This window comes from Wenzhouxiangella limi, assembly GCF_010499265.1.
In the GTDB taxonomy this organism is placed as follows: Bacteria; Pseudomonadota; Gammaproteobacteria; order Xanthomonadales; family Wenzhouxiangellaceae; genus Wenzhouxiangella; species Wenzhouxiangella limi.
In genome coordinates this window covers 157,985-176,122 of sequence record NZ_JAAGSC010000040.1, presented here as the reverse complement: position 1 = coordinate 176,122, position 18,138 = coordinate 157,985, and the positions used below count along the sequence as shown (strand labels likewise).

General features: G+C 61.8%; 14 protein-coding genes and 1 tRNA gene. 4 read left to right on the top strand and 11 right to left on the bottom strand.

Annotated features, from left to right (window positions below; translation table 11 throughout):
• Positions 1 to 60 precede the first annotated feature (60 nt).
• A complete protein-coding gene (locus G3I74_RS07980) occupies positions 61 to 1,653 on the top strand; it encodes a glutamate synthase-related protein (RefSeq protein WP_164211055.1) in 1,593 nt (530 codons plus the stop codon).
• An 86-nt stretch (positions 1,654 to 1,739) separates the two neighbouring features.
• Here G3I74_RS07980 and G3I74_RS07975 read toward each other — a convergent pair.
• The 8 genes from G3I74_RS07975 to G3I74_RS07940 all read right to left on the bottom strand — a co-directional run bounded on the left by G3I74_RS07975 (position 1,740) and on the right by G3I74_RS07940 (position 12,692).
• Positions 1,740 to 1,816: transfer RNA gene (locus tag G3I74_RS07975), tRNA-Met, on the bottom strand.
• 235 nt (positions 1,817 to 2,051) lie between these two features.
• Positions 2,052 to 3,080: a formate dehydrogenase subunit gamma gene (locus G3I74_RS07970; RefSeq protein ID WP_164211054.1), complete on the bottom strand. Its 1,029-nt coding sequence runs from the start codon at positions 3,078 to 3,080 to the stop codon at positions 2,052 to 2,054.
• A 160-nt stretch (positions 3,081 to 3,240) separates the two neighbouring features.
• Positions 3,241 to 3,441 (bottom strand): hypothetical protein, encoded by a 201-nt coding sequence (locus G3I74_RS07965; RefSeq protein ID WP_164210901.1) that lies wholly within the window; start codon positions 3,439 to 3,441, stop codon positions 3,241 to 3,243.
• On the bottom strand, positions 3,438 to 4,022 hold the full coding sequence (fdh3B, locus tag G3I74_RS07960) for a formate dehydrogenase FDH3 subunit beta (protein ID WP_239056776.1): 585 nt from the start codon (positions 4,020 to 4,022) through the stop codon (positions 3,438 to 3,440). The genes G3I74_RS07965 and fdh3B (G3I74_RS07960) overlap by 4 nt, the downstream gene beginning before the upstream one ends.
• Before the next feature lie 27 nt (positions 4,023 to 4,049).
• Entirely contained in the window at positions 4,050 to 7,007 is a 2,958-nt protein-coding gene (locus tag G3I74_RS07955) for a formate dehydrogenase subunit alpha (RefSeq protein WP_164211052.1), read from the bottom strand.
• A 40-nt stretch (positions 7,008 to 7,047) separates the two neighbouring features.
• On the bottom strand, positions 7,048 to 7,209 hold the full coding sequence (locus G3I74_RS16320; RefSeq protein ID WP_420823071.1) for a hypothetical protein: 162 nt from the start codon (positions 7,207 to 7,209) through the stop codon (positions 7,048 to 7,050).
• A 261-nt stretch (positions 7,210 to 7,470) separates the two neighbouring features.
• Positions 7,471 to 10,263, bottom strand: coding sequence for a TonB-dependent receptor (locus tag G3I74_RS07945; RefSeq protein WP_164211050.1), 2,793 nt, complete (start codon positions 10,261 to 10,263; stop codon positions 7,471 to 7,473).
• A gap of 92 nt (positions 10,264 to 10,355) precedes the next feature.
• Positions 10,356 to 12,692 carry a hypothetical protein gene (locus tag G3I74_RS07940; RefSeq protein ID WP_164211049.1) on the bottom strand — a complete coding sequence of 779 codons (2,337 nt, stop codon included), beginning with the start codon at positions 12,690 to 12,692 and terminating at the stop codon, positions 10,356 to 10,358.
• 211 nt (positions 12,693 to 12,903) lie between these two features.
• On the opposite strand from G3I74_RS07940, the gene G3I74_RS07935 reads away from it, so the two are divergent.
• Positions 12,904 to 15,216 carry a tetratricopeptide repeat protein gene (locus G3I74_RS07935; protein ID WP_164211048.1) on the top strand — a complete coding sequence of 771 codons (2,313 nt, stop codon included), beginning with the start codon at positions 12,904 to 12,906 and terminating at the stop codon, positions 15,214 to 15,216.
• Positions 15,179 to 15,973, top strand: coding sequence for a biotin--[acetyl-CoA-carboxylase] ligase (locus G3I74_RS07930; RefSeq protein WP_164211047.1), 795 nt, complete (start codon positions 15,179 to 15,181; stop codon positions 15,971 to 15,973). Before G3I74_RS07935 ends, G3I74_RS07930 begins: the two co-directional genes overlap by 38 nt.
• A gap of 54 nt (positions 15,974 to 16,027) precedes the next feature.
• On the opposite strand, the gene G3I74_RS07925 is transcribed toward G3I74_RS07930, so the two are convergent.
• Positions 16,028 to 17,056 carry a formate dehydrogenase subunit gamma gene (locus G3I74_RS07925; protein WP_164211046.1) on the bottom strand — a complete coding sequence of 343 codons (1,029 nt, stop codon included), beginning with the start codon at positions 17,054 to 17,056 and terminating at the stop codon, positions 16,028 to 16,030.
• A 22-nt stretch (positions 17,057 to 17,078) separates the two neighbouring features.
• On the opposite strand from G3I74_RS07925, the gene G3I74_RS07920 reads away from it, so the two are divergent.
• Positions 17,079 to 17,309, top strand: a complete 231-nt coding sequence (locus G3I74_RS07920; protein WP_164211045.1) for a hypothetical protein — start codon at positions 17,079 to 17,081, stop codon at positions 17,307 to 17,309.
• Positions 17,310 to 17,341: 32 nt separating this feature from the next.
• Here the strand turns inward: G3I74_RS07920 and G3I74_RS07915 are convergent, their stop codons facing one another.
• Together G3I74_RS07915 and fdh3B (G3I74_RS07910) are read right to left on the bottom strand one after the other, a co-directional pair.
• A complete protein-coding gene (locus G3I74_RS07915) occupies positions 17,342 to 17,542 on the bottom strand; it encodes a hypothetical protein (RefSeq protein WP_164211044.1) in 201 nt (66 codons plus the stop codon).
• Positions 17,539 to 18,129 carry a formate dehydrogenase FDH3 subunit beta gene (gene fdh3B / locus G3I74_RS07910; RefSeq protein ID WP_164211043.1) on the bottom strand — a complete coding sequence of 197 codons (591 nt, stop codon included), beginning with the start codon at positions 18,127 to 18,129 and terminating at the stop codon, positions 17,539 to 17,541. The genes G3I74_RS07915 and fdh3B (G3I74_RS07910) overlap by 4 nt, the downstream gene beginning before the upstream one ends.
• Positions 18,130 to 18,138 lie beyond the last annotated feature (9 nt).

The window sequence follows — 18,138 nt, the reverse complement described above, 5'->3', positions numbered from 1 at the left end:
TTTCACGGCTCGCTTCGACGGATTTGCTAGCTTGGAGGACTTTCGTCCAACGGAGACTCCATGAGCCAACCGGTCATCGCCAACAACAAGCCCATCAAGGTCACGCTGGAAAAAGGCGAGGAGTACGCGTTTTGCCGCTGCGGCCGATCCAGCGACCAGCCCTTTTGCGACGGCTCCCACGAAGGCACCGGCATCACGCCCAAGGTCTTTACCGCCGAAAAGGATGAGGAAGCCTACCTGTGCCGGTGCAAACACACCGGTGATGCGCCCTACTGCGACGGCACCCACCAGAAATTCAGCGACGACCAGGTCGGCAAGGAAGCACCAGCGGAGGAAGACGACGAAGACGGGGAAGAAGACGACAACGGCGACAAGGCCTCATCGGACGACGACGACAACAAGCCGCCCGAGCCTGAGGCCACGCCCGAAGAGCCCACCGTCGAGTTGATCCACGAACTCGCCCGCAACGGCACCGACAAGATCGGCAAGTACGGCCCGACCGTGGCCATGGGTGTGCCCCGAAGCGAACTGCCAAACTGGGACCAGCTGCAGCTCATGGCCGCGCAGCTGGCGACCCGCCCGCTGATGGAAGACGAAGAGGTGGCAACCGAGCTGATCGTCGGGCCCGAGGCGAAAAAACCGCTCAAGCTCAAGATACCGCTGTTTGTCACCGACATGAGCTTCGGCGCGCTGTCGCCGGAAGCCAAGATCGCCCTGGCCAAGGGTGCCGAGATGGTCGGCACCGGCATCTGCTCCGGCGAAGGCGGCATGCTGCCCGAGGAACAGGCCGAAAACAGCCGCTACTTCTTCGAGCTGGCCAGCGCCGGCTTCGGCTATTCCGAGGACTTGCTGGGCAAGGTCCAGGCCTTCCACTTCAAGGGCGGACAGGCCGCCAAGACCGGCACCGGCGGCCAGCTGCCCGGCAGCAAGGTCACGGCCAAGATCGCCGAAGTGCGCGGCGTCAGCGAAGGCGAGGATTCGTTCTCGCCGGCCGCGTTCGAGGACTTGAAGACGGTGGCCGATTTCAAGCGCTTTGCCGAGCGCGTGCGCGAAGTCTCGGGCGGCATTCCGGTCGGCTTCAAACTCAGCGCCAACCACATTGAGCGCGACATCCAGTTTGCCCTGGATGCGGGCGCGGACTACATCATTCTTGACGGGCGCGGCGGCGGCACCGGCGCCTCGCCGGAAATGTTTCGCGACCACATCAGCGTTCCGACGATCCCGGCGTTGGCGCGCGCGCGCCGCTACCTGGACGATCAGCACGCCAGCGGCCGCGTCACCCTGATCGCCACCGGCGGCCTGCGCACCCCGATCGACTTCGTCAAGGCGATGGCCTTAGGCGCCGACGGCATCGCCCTGGGCAACAGCGCCATCCAGGCCGTCGGCTGCGTCGGCGCACGTATTTGCCATACCAACAATTGCCCGACCGGCGTGGCCACCCAGCGCGAAGATCTGCGCGAGCGCCTGAACGTGGACCGATCGGCCGAGCGCCTGAAGAACTTCTTCGAGGCCTCGGTTTCACTGATGCAGGTCATGGCCCGCGCCTGCGGCCATCCCGCGCTGGCCGACTTCAACCGCGACGACCTGGCCACCTGGGATCGCGACATGGCGCTGCTGGCCGGCGTGCGCTACGCCGGCGTGCAGGGCCCGTGAACCGCCGGCGCACTGGACCGGAATGCGGACTCGAGGCGACAGCAGCAGGCGCTGACGCCCTGAAGAAGATTTCTTAGTAGAGGAAGTGGTGGCTACGGGTGGACTTGAACCACCGACCCCAGCATTATGAGTGCTGTGCTCTAACCAGCTGAGCTACGTAGCCACGAAGGTAGCCGGCAATTATCTGATAGACGCTGGCAGGCGTCAAGGCCCTGTCTTGGTTCAGTACGTATGAGAACATCAGGCGGCCGGCTTCCGGGATCATACGGCTCTCTGAGGCTGGATCGCCCTTGATCCGGACCCGCCCATCACGGATTCATGGGCACGGGTCATCAACCACCTCGTCGCCGCCCTCCTGGCCAAGCTCGGTAGCCAGGAGTGGCGACGGCCGACATTTGTCAGGCAGTACGGGCTGAAGCCTCTGAGTCCTCAGGCGGCGGCGTTTTTTCACTCTCGTCGTAAAACGCCTCGTCCTTGGCTTCTTCGTACCAGGCGGAGCGGTGCACCTTGACCCACTCGCTGCTGACATGGCCCTTGGTGGTGATATCGATCCCGCCGGGAGCACCCAGCGTTGCCATGTAGATATGCGCAAAGCTGACGCCGATCCACAATATGGCGACCACCCCGTGCACGATCAGGTTGATCTGGAACAGGTTGCGATCCTCGAAGATGCCCGGCAGAAGCAGGAGCACGCCGGTGACACACACAATTGCACCCGCCAGCACATTGACCAGGAACCAGATCTTCTGACCACCGTTGTAACGACCGGCCGGCAGATGCTTGCCAAAAGCGCCGCCCAACAGCAGCCATCGAACATCCATCATGGTCGGCTTGTTGTGGTGCAGCCAGGCAATGCTCATCACCACGATACCCACGACGAAGAAGGGACCGCCCCAGTCGTGGATGAACTTTGATGCTCTTGCCCAGGCAGAAAAGCCTTCTGGACCGATAAGGGGAATCAACAGGGCACGACCAAACAGCAGGCTCAGGCCGGTAATTGCCAGGATCAGAAACAGAACGGCGACGTACCAATGCAGGATGCGGTCAAACATCGACCATGCCGGGAAGCGCTTGCCGGACGGGTTGCCGAGCTTCTCGCCCCCACCGGTAAAGATATGCAGCAAGAACATCGCACCGACCATAAAGGCCAGCCACCAGGGCAGATACGTCGACACCGGCCCCATCCTGACCTGGCGAAACGTTTCGCCATCGCTGCTCATCAAAACATTGGCGCCGGGGGCGTCAACGGCGGTATAACCCTCGTGGGACTCTCGGGCCTGCCGCCAGAGGTCGGATTGAGGATTGGTCTCGCCCCGGCTTTCGGCTGCCTGGCTTGACTGCACTTCCTCGTTGTCCTGGGCCATGGCGACATTGACGTGGCCGCTGAGCGGCAAGACCAGCCCCGCGACAAGCACCAGCATCGTCATCCAGCCGATATGACGGGCGGCATTTCGACTCTTGGTGTGCTTTAGTTGTTTCTCCATCCTGCTTCTCCGGTCTGGCGCCGCATCGGACTGGTGTTCAATCGTTCGCGTCGCAGCTGTATTTTGGTTCCTTGGCTTGCGCTCACTTCAATCGCCGGGGCTCTTAGCGATCTCTCTGGTGATTGAATCGTCGGTCCAACTGGGCCCGAAACTCCGGATCTTCCATCTTGGCGATCAAGGGATCATTGCCACCCTTGTATTCACCGGCTTCATAGAAGGTCGCATCGGGTGATTCGTAGCACCCAGCCAGGCCGACCGCCAGCACAAGCATGCCGGCGTAACAAAGTAGACGACGTGCCATCATGACAAACCCGTCCGGTAGGCCTGACTCCAGCCCCAGGTCTTGGCCGCTCCGTCACGGCTCGTTGCCCGATGGCGATAGATGTCGGCCACCAGATCGCCGTCACCGGCCAGCAGAGCCTTGGTCGCGCACATTTCGGCGCAGGCCGGCAGCATGCCTTCGGCAATCAGGTTGGCACCATACTTTTCAAACTCGGCTTCGCTGCCCGGTTCTTCCGGTCCACCGGCGCAGAAAGTGCACTTGTCCATCCTGCCGCGGGAACCGAAAGCCGTTGCGTTCGGGAACTGCGGTGCCCCGAACGGGCAGGCAAAGAAGCAGTAACCGCAGCCAATGCACAAGTCCTTGTCGTGGAGGACAATGCCGTCAGGCGTGGTGTAGAAGCAGTCGACCGGGCAGACCGCGGCACAGGGTGCGTCATCGCAATGCATGCAGGCAACAGACACGGATTTTTCACCCGGCTGACCGTCATTGAGAGTGACAACACGTCGACGGTTCACGCCCCAGGGCACTTCGTTGGCGTTTTTACAGGCGGTCACGCATCCGTTGCATTCAATACAGCGATCTGCATCACATAGGAACTTCATTCGAGCCATTTTCTATCTCCTTCAGCCTCAAGCGGCCTTCACGATTTGGCACAGAGTCGCTTTGGTCTCTTGCATCTGCGTTATCGGGTCGTATCCGTAGGTCGTGGCTGAATTGGCAGCTTCTCCTCGAGAATACGGTGCGGTTCCTTCCGGATAGCGATCCTCACGGTCTTCACCGTTGAACCAGCCACCGAAATGGAACGGCATCCAGACAACGCCGCGCCCGACACGGTTGGTGATCATGATCTTCATCCTGAGCCGGGCGCCTTCCGGACTTTCCAGCCAGACCCAGTCATCGAGACGCAGCCCACGGTCGTTGGCATCGGCAGGGTTGATCTCCACGAACATCTCCGGCTGCAGCTCCGCCAGCCATGCGGTCGAGCGGGTTTCTCCGCCGCCGCCTTCGTGCTCGACCAATCGACCCGTCGTCAGCACGAGCGGATACTCACCTGAGTAGTCATCTTTCTGAATCGACTCGTAGCGGATCGGTATCCGGAACACGTCTTTCATGTCTCCATAAGTCGGATACTCGGAGACCAGGTCATGGCGAGAGGTGTAGATCGGCTCGCGGTGAACCGGGATCGGATCGGGGAAGGTCCACACCTTGCAGCGCGCCTTGGCGTTGCCGAAAGGCGCAACCTCATGCTTGAGACAGATGCGCTGTATTCCGCCGGAGATGTCCGTATGCCAGGCGACCGAATCAAGCCCATCGGACTCCATGGTGCGGAAGCGTGCGATATCGTCCTCGGTGACCGATTCAGAAGGTTTGTCGGCCTCGCCGCCGACCCAGGCGATCGTCGCCATTTCAAACGGCGTCAAATCCTCGTGCCACCCCAAACTGCGCAGCAAACCATAGGTCACCGGCGGATGTCCGTCCTGGATTTCCGATTCGGCTGGCCATGAATTTTCCGCCAGGAGGTTCACGCCTTCGTGTTCCGTTCCGAAGCGGGCACGAAACGGCAATCCACCTTGGGAAACCGGCAGGCTGGGGTTCCACAGGATGTGGGTGCCCGGGTGCTTCTGCTCGGCGGTTCCCCAGCACGGCCAGGGCAATCCATAGGTTTCTCCGTCGCACGGACCGCCGATTGCCTTCAGCGTCGTGGTATCGAAGGTGTGCTTGTTTTTCAGCTGCAGCTTGAGGCGCTCCGGACTTTGCCCGCTGTAACCAATGGTCCAGGCACCTTTATTGATTTCGCGAAGGATGTCCTCCCAGACCGGCTTATCTCCGTCTTCGATCTCGATGTGCTTGAACATGTCCTCAGCAAATCCGAACTTCCGAGCCAGGAGATAAAGAATCTCGGTGTCAGTCTTGGATTCGTAGAGCGGATCCAGAATCTTTTCCCTGACCTGAAGAGAACGATTTGAAGCAGTGACTGTGCCGGCTTGTTCAAACTGTGTCGCCGTGGGCAACAGGTACACTCCGTCGGTTCTTTCTGACAGCGCCACCATGTGCGTCGGGAAGGGATCGGATACGACGATCAGATCCAGCTTGCTCAGGGCATTTTGGAGTTCCGGCCCGCGAGCAACGGCGTTGGCAGACAGCCCCTGGAAGAAGATCCCACGAATTCTGTCGCGCTGTCCGAGGTTTTCAGGGTCTTCAAGAATGCCGTCGACAACACGGGAGACCGGAATACCCGCGACGTTCATCCTGTGCACGCCGTCGACGGTATAGGTGTCAAATCGGCTGCGCATGTCTTCGAACTCAACGTCCCAGACGCGGCACCAGTGCTTCCAGGCGTTGTCAGAGAAGCCCATATAGGCCGGTAGCGTGTTGCACAGCGGCCCGATATCGGTCGCCCCCTGGACGTTGTCATGGCCGCGGAAAATATTGGCACCGCCGCCCGACTTGCCCATGTTGCCAAGGGCTAGCTGGAGGATCGAGTAAGCCCGGGTGTTGGCGTTGCCAACGTGATGCTGGGTACCGCCCATGCACCAGACGATGGTGCCGGGTCGGTTTTCTGCCAGCGTTTTGGCCGCCTCATAGAGTTCAGACTCGGTTGCACCGGTAACGTCTTCGACCTTGTCCGGCGTCCAGTTGGCGACTTCCTGGCGCACCTCATCCATGGCGAAAACGCGCTGCTGGATGAACTCTTTATCTTCCCAGCCGTTCTCGAAGATGTGCCACAAAAGGCCCCAGATCAGGGGAATATCAGTGCCAGGGCGCAGACGGATATACTGATTGGCATGGGCTGCTGTTCGAGTAAATCTCGGGTCCACGACAATGATTTTGGCGCCGTTTTCTTTCCCGCGCAGAACGTGCTGCATCGCCACAGGATGGGCCTCTGCCGCATTCGAACCGATAAAGAACATCGACTTGCAGTTATGCATGTCGTTGTAGGAATTCGTCATTGCACCGTAGCCCCAGGTATTGGCTACGCCTGCGACGGTGGTGGAATGGCAGATTCGCGCCGAATGGTCCCGGTTGTTGCTGCCCCAGAACGCGCAGAGCTTGACCTGCAGGTATGACGCTTCGTTATTGGCTTTGCAGGACCCCGAAAACCACACCGAATCGGGTCCGGACTCTTCGCGAATCTCGAGCATCCTGTCGCCGATTTCGTCGATCGCCTGTTCCCAGCTGAGTCGGCGCCATTGGCCGCCTTCGAGCTTCATGGGGTATTTGATCCGCTTCTCGCTTGTAGCGTGGGAGCGCAGGGCCGCGCCCTTGGCGCAGTAGCCGCCCAGATTGATCGGCGAGTCAAAATCAGGCTCCTGGCGAACCCAGACGCCGTTTTGAACGCTGGCAATCGTGCTGCAGCCGACTGAACAGTGCGAACAAACCGTGGTTCGCTTTTCAACCGGCGCGGCATTCGACTCCGAAGAATCCTGTGCTTCGACGCGGCGCATCATGCTCAAGGGCATGCTCGCGGCCAGGGCGGTTCCCCCTGCGGTCAAACCCGAGCGCTTGATAAAGGCGCGACGATCGAATGGCTTTCCCAGCGAACCCGACGAAGGATTGGATGCGGCGTGCTTGCGAATTAATTTCATGAATATTCCTCTTGTGCGGTCTACGTCGCCAATCTGTGCGCTAGATTTCTCGCGCGCTGCGGTAGTAACGGCGGATATGATCGGTTTCGTGATAGCCGGCGGACCTGGTTTCTGGTTGTTGTTCGGGCGCGGGGGCAGCCTGGGCGGTGATATTGGCCAGACCAAGTCCAGCAGCGGCACCGACACTAACGGCTCCAGTCATCAGACGCCGTCGCCCGACGTCTACGCGAGCAGACTTCGTCTTTTCAGCCAATTTCCTCATCTCTCTTCTCCAAGCTTCTGAATTTCCTGCCGGGAAGAGCGGCAGGCTCGTGGTAAGCAACGCGGGACTGACAGTAGCAGGACCGATCAGGCCGGTACTTGAGCCAAGTCAAATATGAGCTTTTTCTGGAGTTCTGGGGCTGACGCGCAGTGGCTGAGGGCAGAAATCATCAGCCAAAAGTTGATGAGGGTACGACCCGGGTCAGAAACGCACCTCGAGCCCGAACTCCACGGTCCGGCCGAACTCGTCGTACTGGTTGGCGAAGCGCTTGTCGCCGAGGAAGGCGTAGAAGGGCTCGTCGGTGATGTTGGATACGTTCAGTATCCCCGTGACAGTTTCGGTGAACTGGTACTTCGAGGTGAAGTCGAGGCGGGTTTCGGCGCTGACGTAGCGATCCTGGCTGGGGTCGTCCTCTTCTTCGATTTCGTCGAAGTATTCGCCGCGGTGGTTGAGGGCCAGGCGCAGGGAGACCGGGCCGCCGTCGTAACCCAGCGCGATGTTGGCAATATTGTCGGACTGCTGCGGGAACGGCAGTTTGCTGTCGCGGAACGGCACTTCGGCCTCGGAATCGATCCAGGTGTAGTTGGCGAGCAGCAGCAGCCCGTCAAACGGGGCGGGCAAAAAGGCGAATTCCTGGATGTAGTTGAGCTCGACGCCGAAGATCTCGCCCTGGTCGCCGTTGACCACGGCCGAGACCTCGTCGAAATCTTCGAACGGCGGCTGACCGGCGATATTGGTGCTGACGAAAAAGTCTTCGATATCCTTGTAGAAGATGCCGACCGAGGCCGCGCCCAGGGCGCCGTCATCGAAGTAGCTGAGCTCGAGGTCGAAGTTATTCGAGTAGAACGGTTTCAGGTCCGGGTTGCCGATCTCGGCGACGGTCTCGCCACCCTCGATTTCGACCACCTGGCGGGCGCCGGCGTCCTCGAAGCCGGGCCGGCCCATGCTGCGGGTGTAGGCCGCTCTGAGCTGCCAGTTGTTGTTGATCGTATACAGCGCCTGCAGGTTGGGGAAGAAATCGGTGTAGTCGTTGTCGGCCGAGAACGGCTCGATGGTGGGAATGCCGTCGCCGGCATCCTCGTTGACGATCGCGCGGAAGCCGGACTGGGAAATGTCGGTGGACTCGACCCGCAGGCCGGCCAGCAGGTCGAGCTGACCAAAGGTGACATCGGTCATGACGTAGGCGCTGTAGATGTCTTCTTCCAGGCTGTAGTCCTCGCCTTCGCTGTCGAGCAGGAAATCGACCGGATCGATTTCGAAATCGGCGCCGTTGGCGCGGTAGAAGTCGCGCAGGACACTGGTGCTGACGTAAGGGCCGAATCGGCCCAGCGGGTAATCGCGCTCGCCCGGACCGGCCAGGTCGGCCAGGGTGAAGTCACCGCCGAAATCGACAAAGTTGGAGTTGTTGGCGTCGTTGAATTTCTCGCGCGATCGCACCTTGGCGCCAAACTTGAGGCGGCCCGGGTTGTTGCCCCAGGACAGTTCACGGGTAAAGTTGAGCGCAAGAGAAAGTTCTTCTTCTTGCGTCTCATCGCTTTCCAGTTCGACCAGATCAAGCTCGTAGGCGGTGAGATCCTCAAGCGAGCCGAGATCGGTTCCGAACAGGTTGGGCGCTTCGCGGCCGCCGCTGCCGGTGAAGTCGTAGCCGATGTCCAGGCCTTCGGCGATCAGCGCGGTGCCGAGCGAAAACGGTTCGGAGGTGCTGGCCTCGGCGTAGCCGGCCTGGTAGTCGACCAGCCAGCGGTCGAAGTTGTTCTCACCGCCCACGCTCAGCGAAAAAATTTCGCGCGTGGCGGTGGTTTCCTTGCCGCGACGCTCGACCTCGCCGTCGCTGAACAGCCCGCCGTCGGCGCTGATCTCGACCGGTGTTGCATCTTCGAAGATGTATTCGTGCTCGAGCTCGATTTCGTTGTCGGAGAACTCGCTGTAGAGCGTACGCAGGTAGTACTGCGCTTGATCGTCGGGACGGAACTCGACGTTAAAGACCCCGCCCACGCGTTCGCGGCTGAGCTCGTAGTCGCGCTGCTCGGCGGCTTCGGGCACTCGAACAACGCTGCCGTCGGCGAGTTCGAATTCCGGCCAGATACCGGCTTCGACGTTGTCGACGGCGAACGTGCGGTCGAAGTAGTTCACCGAGCCGGAAATGGCGAGGTTATCGACGCCGTTGCCGACGCTGAGCAGTCGCGTACCGGTCAGCGAGGCACGGGGGCTGGTTTTTTCCAGTTTCTCGTTGTAGCTGCCTTCGACCGAGGCGCGCAGTGAGTTGCCCAGATCGAAGCCGCTTAAGGTGCTGATTTCGATGTTGCCGCCGACGGCGTCGGCATCCTGGTCCGGCATCAGCGATTTGGAGATCTCGACGCTGTCGACCAGATCCGAGGAGACCACGTCCAGGTTGACGGCCCGGCTGTCGTCTTCCGGACCAGGAATGCGCAGGCCGTTGACGGTGGTGGTGTTGAAGTTGGCGTTGGCGCCGCGAATGATGGCGAAGCGGCCTTCCCCCTGGTCGCGTTCCAGCGACAGCCCGGAGACGCGCTGCAGCGCCTCGGCCACGTTGTTGTCGGGGAACTGGCCGATGGCGTCGGCGGACAGCACGTTGATGTTGTTGATCGCAGCCCGCTCGCGCGACAGCGCAGCGCCCTGCCTGGCCTTCTGACCGACCACCATGATCCGGTCCAGGTCCTGATCCAGCGCTACGGCCAGCTCGGTGGCTTCACCGGCCGCAACGCTGACCGAGACGGTTTTTGCCGGCACGCCGACGTACTCGACTCTCAGCTCGTAGTCGCCCGCGGCCAGACCGCTGAAGCGAAAACGCCCATCGCGATCGGTGGCGGTGCGGCGATCGGTCCCGACGATGCGAACCGTCGCGCCCTGAAACTTGAAGCTCTCGGTCGCGCTTTCGACGGTGCCGGTGATACGGCCAGTGGGCTGCTGGGCCAACGCATTCATGCTGATGGTCAGGAGCAGCGCGGTCAGGATCAGGCGGAAGAAATGCATAACGAAGAAGCCGTGTGAATTCAGCTTCACAGGCTATGGCGCGAGTATTTCAGTCCAATGTCAGCCGTTTGAAGATTTATGACACCGGCATATCAAGGCGCCTTGATAACGATTTGGCCATAGCGATTCTTGCCCGAGCCGCCGTCTGCACCGCCATCGTAGACATAGCCGTAGGCCAACCCACCGTCGGACAAAGCGACCCGGCTGCCGCGAACCCACTGAACTTCCTCATCGCCAACAACAACACCGACCTCTTCCCACCCGTCCGCGCGTCGGGTGACATGGAACAACTCGCCCGAGCCCTCTTCGATCAGCAGCACATGCAGCGTATCGCCGATAACTATGGCGTCGGCACCAACCTGGTCGGAGTCAACCGAGTTCTGGACCACAGCGCGATCGGACACCCGCACCGGATCGCGCCACTGCCCGTCGGCACCCACGCGCCGCTCGAAGAGCAGACCGTCGCGCGTTCGGTAGATCAGGCTGATCGAATCACTGTCGGGCAGGTGCAGCAGCGGCAGGATCGAACCGACGTCTTCGCTTGCCGTGCCGAGTTCATCCGAGACCCTGACCCGATCGGTCAAAGCATTGTCGCGCAGGATTTTTCGATACCAGGCATTACCGTCGCTGTCGGTATAGGCCAGGTGGACCTCGTCGTTGCCGCCCAGCACGACGGTCGGACCGGACAGGACCGCGCTGGTTTCCGGATCGATCACCCGCTCTTCGCCCCACTCGCCTTGCGCCGAGCGGATGCGGAAACGGAGCTTGTCCGGCCCGCCGTATACCGCCACCACGCTGCCCTCGGAGCGCACCGCGATGTCGGCCACCTGGGTGGGCGGTTCCGGCGGCGAGGCAACGCGTTCATCGCTTATAGCCCAGGTATCGGGCGCTAGTCGATGATCGGCGGTATTGAAGACGTGGTACCAGACGTCATCGGAGGTCTGGTGCAGCATGTGGATGCGGTCCTCGACCAGCACCGATCCGAAGCCCTCGAGATCGCCGGTCTGCGGTCGATGACCGCCGTCCATCTCCCGCCATGTCCGGCCGTCGTCGGATGACTTGACCGCCATCAGCGCGTTCCAGGTCTCGGCCGGTTCCATCAGGAAATACAGCGCCCCGGTTTCGGCCTGCCACGGGCCGATGCGCATCGGCGTTTCGACGAACGTACCGCCAAGGTGGCCGTCGGGGACTTCCAGCGTCACCGAAGCCATGGACTCATTGGGTAGGACAGCTCCGCTGGCATCAACCAGCCGATAGTCGAAGCGATCGCCCGTTTCGTTGATGACCGCGTCGTCGGAAAAGTAGCGAATCACGAGCGGAAACTCCCATTCGCCGTGACCGCCGGCGCCGCTCCAGGCAGGGGTCTGCTCGGCGAAGCTGACCCCTGCCCCGCCTGAAAACGCTCGCTTGGAAACTGACAACAAATCCTGTGTCGGCGCCTCGTGGGCAAAGACCTTGCTGGCGATAATGCTTGTGCGCGGCGTGCGCGGTTCGCCTTCGATGCCGACCGATCGAACCGCGGCCAGCGTGTTTTCGGGCACAAACAACCCAAGCATGGGCGCCGGTTCCGAAGCCAGCGTTTCGCTAAAGACCAGGCGATCGTCGTCGAACTCCACCTCCAGTTCCGCGCCGTCGAAAAGCGTCTTCATCTCCAGCCATCGACCGGACTCGACTTCGGTCCGGTGCTCTGCAATCACGGTGTCTGTCCCGTCGGCGCGCTGAATCACCCGAACCGTGCTCGGCCGCACCACTTCGACGCGTGAATGGTTTTCGCTGTCCAGATAATCAAACACCAGTCCGATCCGGGCCTGGTCGTCCTCGCTCAGCCGCAGCTCGAGGGCAAACTCGCGCTGCTGCCACGGTGTCCGATAGCGGGCGAGCGCCAGCAGCGGCTCGTCTTCGGTCTCAACGCGCAGATACCCGTCCTCCTCGTCGCGCCAGCGCATCGCCGAAGGCGTGCCTTGCACAAACCGCCATAGCCGTTCGATCGGACCCTGGGCCGAGGGGTCCAGCCCCAGTTCCAGCAGTTTTGCCGGCTGCGGAAAATTCTCCGCCGGCAGCGGCCTCCACTCACCATTATTGCGCCGAAATTCAAGACGGTACTGCCGGGGCGCGGTATCGTGCTCGCCCGCCTCCACCTCGAAGCGCAGCCGAAACGGACGGTCGGCGAGAACCGTGGCCGCCTGATTGACTGGAGCGGCCCAGCCCTCATCGACGTTGAGCCCGGCGTCGGCGTCGCCGCGAATTCGAAAAGCGGTCTGACGGTCGATCGGTCGCGATGGCGCCGGAGCGACAGCGGTTGTTTGTGCGGCGGAATGCTGGGCGGCATCGTTGTCCACCCTGTCACAGGCGGCCAACGACAGCACGGCAAGCACGAGCAGCCCGTGATGGCGCGGCCCGCGGCGATGACAATCGTGGGTCATAAGCATATTGACTCCGACCTGATAATCGAGGGAAGGGGATCGTGCCCGGCAAAACCTGGCAGCAAGCGTGCCTTACGGCGGTTACGTTGCAGTGACAAGCTCAGATCCGCACTTGGAACGACCACCGGTTGATGCATAATCAATCGATACCAGATCTTGTTATGCGGAATTTCCAATGACCGATCGCGAGCCTGCACGCCTCCCGGAAGATCGACTGATGACCACATTCCGTGCGGCAGCCGATCATGCTGGGTCCGAACCATTGGCGCTGGAAGACGGAACCACGCTTTTGATCGGCCCCGGCGATTCCGGCAAAGCCGCGCGATTGCTGGCAACGGGAAGTGGCTTCGGTAAGCGGTTTTTCTTCCATCATGCCGGGCTTGGCGGGGAGGCCGGGAACCCCGACGCGTTTTTGTGGCGGTTGATGGACTGGATTCGCCAGACCAGCGGTTTTCCCGACCCTGTTCCCAGCGACGCCGAAATCCAGCGCGAGGCCCTGCCGAACTGGCTGGCGCGCGCCGCGGCCGGTGGTGACCTTTGCATCGGGATTGCCGACGGGCAGGAGCTGAGCCGCAACGGCCTGGAACCGGATCTGGATTGGCTGCCCGCCTGGCTGCCGACCGGGGTCAAGGTCGTCATCGCGGTCAAACCCGGCCCCAGCGCGGAGCTCTGCCGCGAGCGCGCAGACTTCGCCGTCGAGCATGCAGGCAGCGGTGATTCGCGGGCGTTGCGCGAACAAGGGCGCGAGATTCTGGCCCAACCGGAAGCACGCGAAGTCGCGGAATGGCTTTGGGCAGCGCGCAGCGGGCTGGATCTGGCCGATCTGGAAGAGTTGTGCTCGTTTCCGGTCGAGCCGGTGCTCGAAGCGCTCGCCCCGCTGCTGGCGCGGTCTTCGGAGCGCTGCATTCTGGCCGGCACAAGTGCCCGGGCCCTGGCGGCGGCCGGCAGCCTCGCCGACCACGGTGCACGGCAGCGGCTGCACCTGCGGCTGGGCGCGCATTACGCCGATAGCGGGACAATACCCGCGCGACTGCTCGAGCGCTGGCATTACGCCCAAGCCGGTCACGCCGAACGGCTGCTGCAGGGGCTGATCGACCCGCAATGGCTCACAGACTGCCGCCAGGCCAATAATCGATTCGAGGCGCTGGGCTTCTGGCGGCGGCTGGGCGACCAGCAGCTGATGGTCGATCAGCTGGCCCAGGCCTTCAATCAGAACCCGTTCGAACCGGACGTACTGCTGGGGGTGATCTCGCTGGTGGAAGCCGGCAGTGGCCAGGCGGTGCCCAGGGACTGGCTGCAGGCCAGCCTGACGGCAGCACTGGCCAGCGGCGATAGCGACGGCCAGGCCGCGTTGCTGGAAAGACTTGGAAGCCATCCGGAAACGGTCGACAACGAGCGCTTGAAACTGCTGCTTCAGGCCCTGGCCTTGCGCGAGGAGTCGATTGGACCCGGCCGGCCAGAGACCGAGAGCGTGCGCCACCGGGTAGCTTGTGAGCACGAAGAGCTGGGCGATCTTTCGGCCGCAGTGCAAAACTATCGCGCCGGCATCCAGGCACTGGAGCAAAGCCTGGGCCAGGCCGACAGCCGGCTGATACCGTGGTTAAACAATCTGGCGGCGGTGCACAAGGCGGCCGGCGAGCTCAAGGAGGCCGCTGATCTCTGCTCCCGAGCGCTGAAACTGGCCCGCGCGTGCCTCGGTGCGCGTCACCCCAACACCGCCAGCGCCTGCGATCAGCTGGCGAATGTGCACTATATGGGCGCAAACTACGCCGAAGCCGAGCCGCTCTATCGCGAGGCACTGAAGATCACCGAAAACGCTTTTGGTCCGGATCACGCTGCCACGGCAGCCTGCCTGAACAATCTGGCCACGCTGCTCGACGCGCGCCAGCAGTTCAAGGAGGCCGAACAGCTTTACCGGCGTGCCTTGACCATTCGCCTTGCACTTCACGGCGAACATCACTCCGATACCGCGAGCAGCCTGCATAACCTCGCCACCGTGCTGGAATCGGCGGGCAAGACCGACGAGGCCGAGCAGCTGCTCCGCAGGGCGCTGGATGCCTGGGACAAGGTCAGCGGTAACGAGAGCCCGGCGTTTGCGACCACGCTGTTAAGCCTGGCTGACCTGCTACGTGATCGCGGGCAGTGGGGTGACGCCGAGGCCTTGTACCGGTCCGACATAGAAATATGGCGCGGCCTGGTGGGTGCGGAGCATCCACATACGCTGACGGCCATCGGCGGCCTGGCGCAACTGTATGCCGATGGCGGCAAACCGGAGCTGGCCGAACCGCTGCTGGTACATGTCATGGAAAGTACCGAACGAATCGCCGGGCGGACCGATGCGCTGTACATGGAAGCGGCAGGAACACTGGCCGCGCTCCTGCGCGACGGCGGTCGACCGGAGCAGGCGCGCGAGGTGCTGCATCACGCGCTGGCAGCACACGATCACACGCTGGGGATGATTTCCGCTCCGGTCCAGAAGCTTCGTCGTCTGCTTGAATCGCTGGATTCCAACTCGCAGAAGCTACACTGAAATGAAACACGAAATACAGGAACCGTTAGAGCTGCCAGCGGCTTACGAACTGGTCGCGCTGGATGATTCTTCCAATGCGCTTGAAGCCACGGTGCAGCTGGCCCGTCAGGGGGGTACCGAGGGAACCTTGGTGTGGACCACCCAACAGCTGCCCGGAGATTTCCGTCCGGGCAAAACCTGGTACTCGCCGGATCAGGGGCTGTACCTGGCTCTGATCCTGGAGCCTGAATTTGCACCCGAGGCCGCGGGTCAGATCGCGCTCATCGGCCTTCTATCGATGGGGATGGCCATCGCCGAGGCGGTCGTCCCGATGACTGACTTGCGATATCGCTGGCCGAATGACCTGCTGCTGAGCGGCTCGAAAGTCGGGGGGGTCTCGCTGCGGCGTAATTTGGAAGAAGGCTGGCTGGTACTTGGGGTCTCGGTCAACGTGGGCAAGGAACCGGCCGAAGTGATCGACGCTGGCTGCGTTCAGGTCGAAGGTGGCAACCCGGAACTCACACCCGCAGCGCTGCTGCAGAGCTTCGCGCGCGAATTCCTGCACTGGATCAACCGCTGGGACGAGGAAGGGCTGCCGGCCATTCTGGGCGCAATGCGCGGACGGTGGGGCGTGCCCGGTGAGTCGGTTCTCGTCGAACTGGACGAAGATGAGACGTTGGCGGGCGCGTTGCAGGATGTCGACGAAGAAGGCCAACTCGTGGTTGAAACGGCGACCGGACCACGTCGGATCGCACTGAATGAATTTTTTGGGCTCTGACAAAAAATAGCCGGCAATCGCCGGCTATTTTTCATTCCACCTGAAGGAGTCTGATCAGGCGGAACTGGTCGACGCACCTGCCCCAGGCGAAGTGCCACGGCCTTCTTCAGCGTCGAACTCCTGATCCTTGACTTCGTCGTACCAGAGATCGTGATGCACTTTGGCCCACTCGGAACTGACGTGACCCTTGGTCATGGCGTCCATGGAACCGGGTGCGCCGAGCGTCGCCATATACATGTGGCCGAAGCTCGCGCCCAGCCATAGAATCGCCACCACCGCATGGATGATCAGGTTCCACTGGAACAGCTCCCGGGTCTCGAAAATCTGCGGATTGATCATCATGATGCCGGTCGCGCAGACGATGATGCCGGCACCCACATTGACCCAGAACCAGGCCTTTTCCCCGCCGTTCATTCGCCCGGCCGGCAAATGCTTGCCAAAGGCCCCGCCCTTGAGCAGCCACTTGACGTCCGTGCCGTCGGGAATGTTGTAGCGCATCCAGGCCACGATCATCACCACAATGCCAACGGTGAAAAACGCACCGCCGTAATTGTGAATGTTTTTCGAGGCCAGTGCCCAGGCCGCGAATCCTTCGGGCCCCAACAGCGGAATCAGCACCGCGCGTCCAAACAGCAGGCTGAGCCCGGTGATCGCAAGCACCAGGAAAAGGATGGCCACGAACCAGTGGAGGGCAATATCGAACCCTGACCATCGCGGAACGCGCTTGCCCGAAGTAGATTCGAGTTTTTCACCGCCCCCGGAGATGATGTAGAACAGCGCCACCGCGCCGATCATCACCGCCAGGTACCAGGGCAGGTAGGTCGCAACCGGTCCCATGCGGATCTGGCGGAAGTTTTCGCCGCCGCTTTGCATGAGCACGTTCGCGCCGGTGCCCTTGATCACGCTGGTGCCCTCTGTCGCCTGGCGCCCTTCGCGCCAGACTTCCGAGCGCGGGTTGACTTCTTCTGCCCATGGATCGCTGGGTGGAGCGGTCTGTGCAACGGCACTGTCCTGAGCGAAGGCAACGTAGACGTATCCACTCAGCGGCACCACCATCGCGGCCACCAGGATCAGTGCCGTCATCGCGGCAATCCTGCGGCCAGTCTTGCGGATTTTGCTGGATTTTGCAGATTTCTCTGATTTCATGAGTCTTTACTCCAAGCTATCGCTGCGCCTGGCCCGAACGCATTCGGTAGCGCAGGTCCTCGGCCGTTTCCTGATCCCGCTCGTGCATGCCGGACAGGCGCTGCTGCTGTCCTTCATTGATCCAGGGGTCAGCGGTCTTCTGCGTGCATCCGGTCAGCAGAACAACCGCACACAGAATCAACGCCATTGACAACCCGACCCGGTATAACAAGGCAGGTCTCATCAGCGATCCCTCTGACCATCGAAGCGCTCGTCCAGCTCGGCCCGGAACTCGGGGTCCTCGAGCTTTGCCAGCAGGGGGTCTTCCTTGCCCTTGTACACGCCCGGGTCATAAACCGTCACATCGGGATCTTCGTAGCACCCGGTCAGGGATACTGCCAGCGCGAGCGCGCTGGCTGCTGTCAGAACGCGCCGCCCAATCATGCCCCGGCACCGTACGCCTTGGACCAGCCCCAGGTCTGGGGGCGGGAATCGCGGGTCATGGTGCGCTGACGATAGATGTCGGCCACCAGATCACCGTCCCCGGCCAGCAAAGCCTTGGTCGCGCACATCTCGGCGCAGGCCGGCAGCTTGCCTTGGGCAATGCGGTTGGCGCCGTACTTCTCGAACTCCGAAGCAGTATTCGGCTCATCCGGACCGCCGGCACAAAAGGTGCACTTGTCCATCTTGCCGCGCACACCGAAAGCCTCGGTGGTCGGGAACTGCGGTGCGCCGAAGGGACAGGCGTAGAAGCAGTAGCCGCAGCCGATGCACAGATCCTTGTCGTGCAGCACGATGCCGTCGGTGGTGGTGTAGAAGCAGTCGGTCGGACAGACCGCAGCACATGGCGCGTCGGTGCAGTGCATGCACGCCACCGAGATCGACTTCTCGCCGGGCAGGCCATCGTTGAGCGTGACCACGCGACGGCGGTTGACGCCCCACGGGACCTCGTTGGCGTTTTTGCAGGCCGTCACACAGCCGTTGCACTCGATGCAGCGATCCGCATCACATAGAAACTTCATTCGAGCCATTGTCTTGTC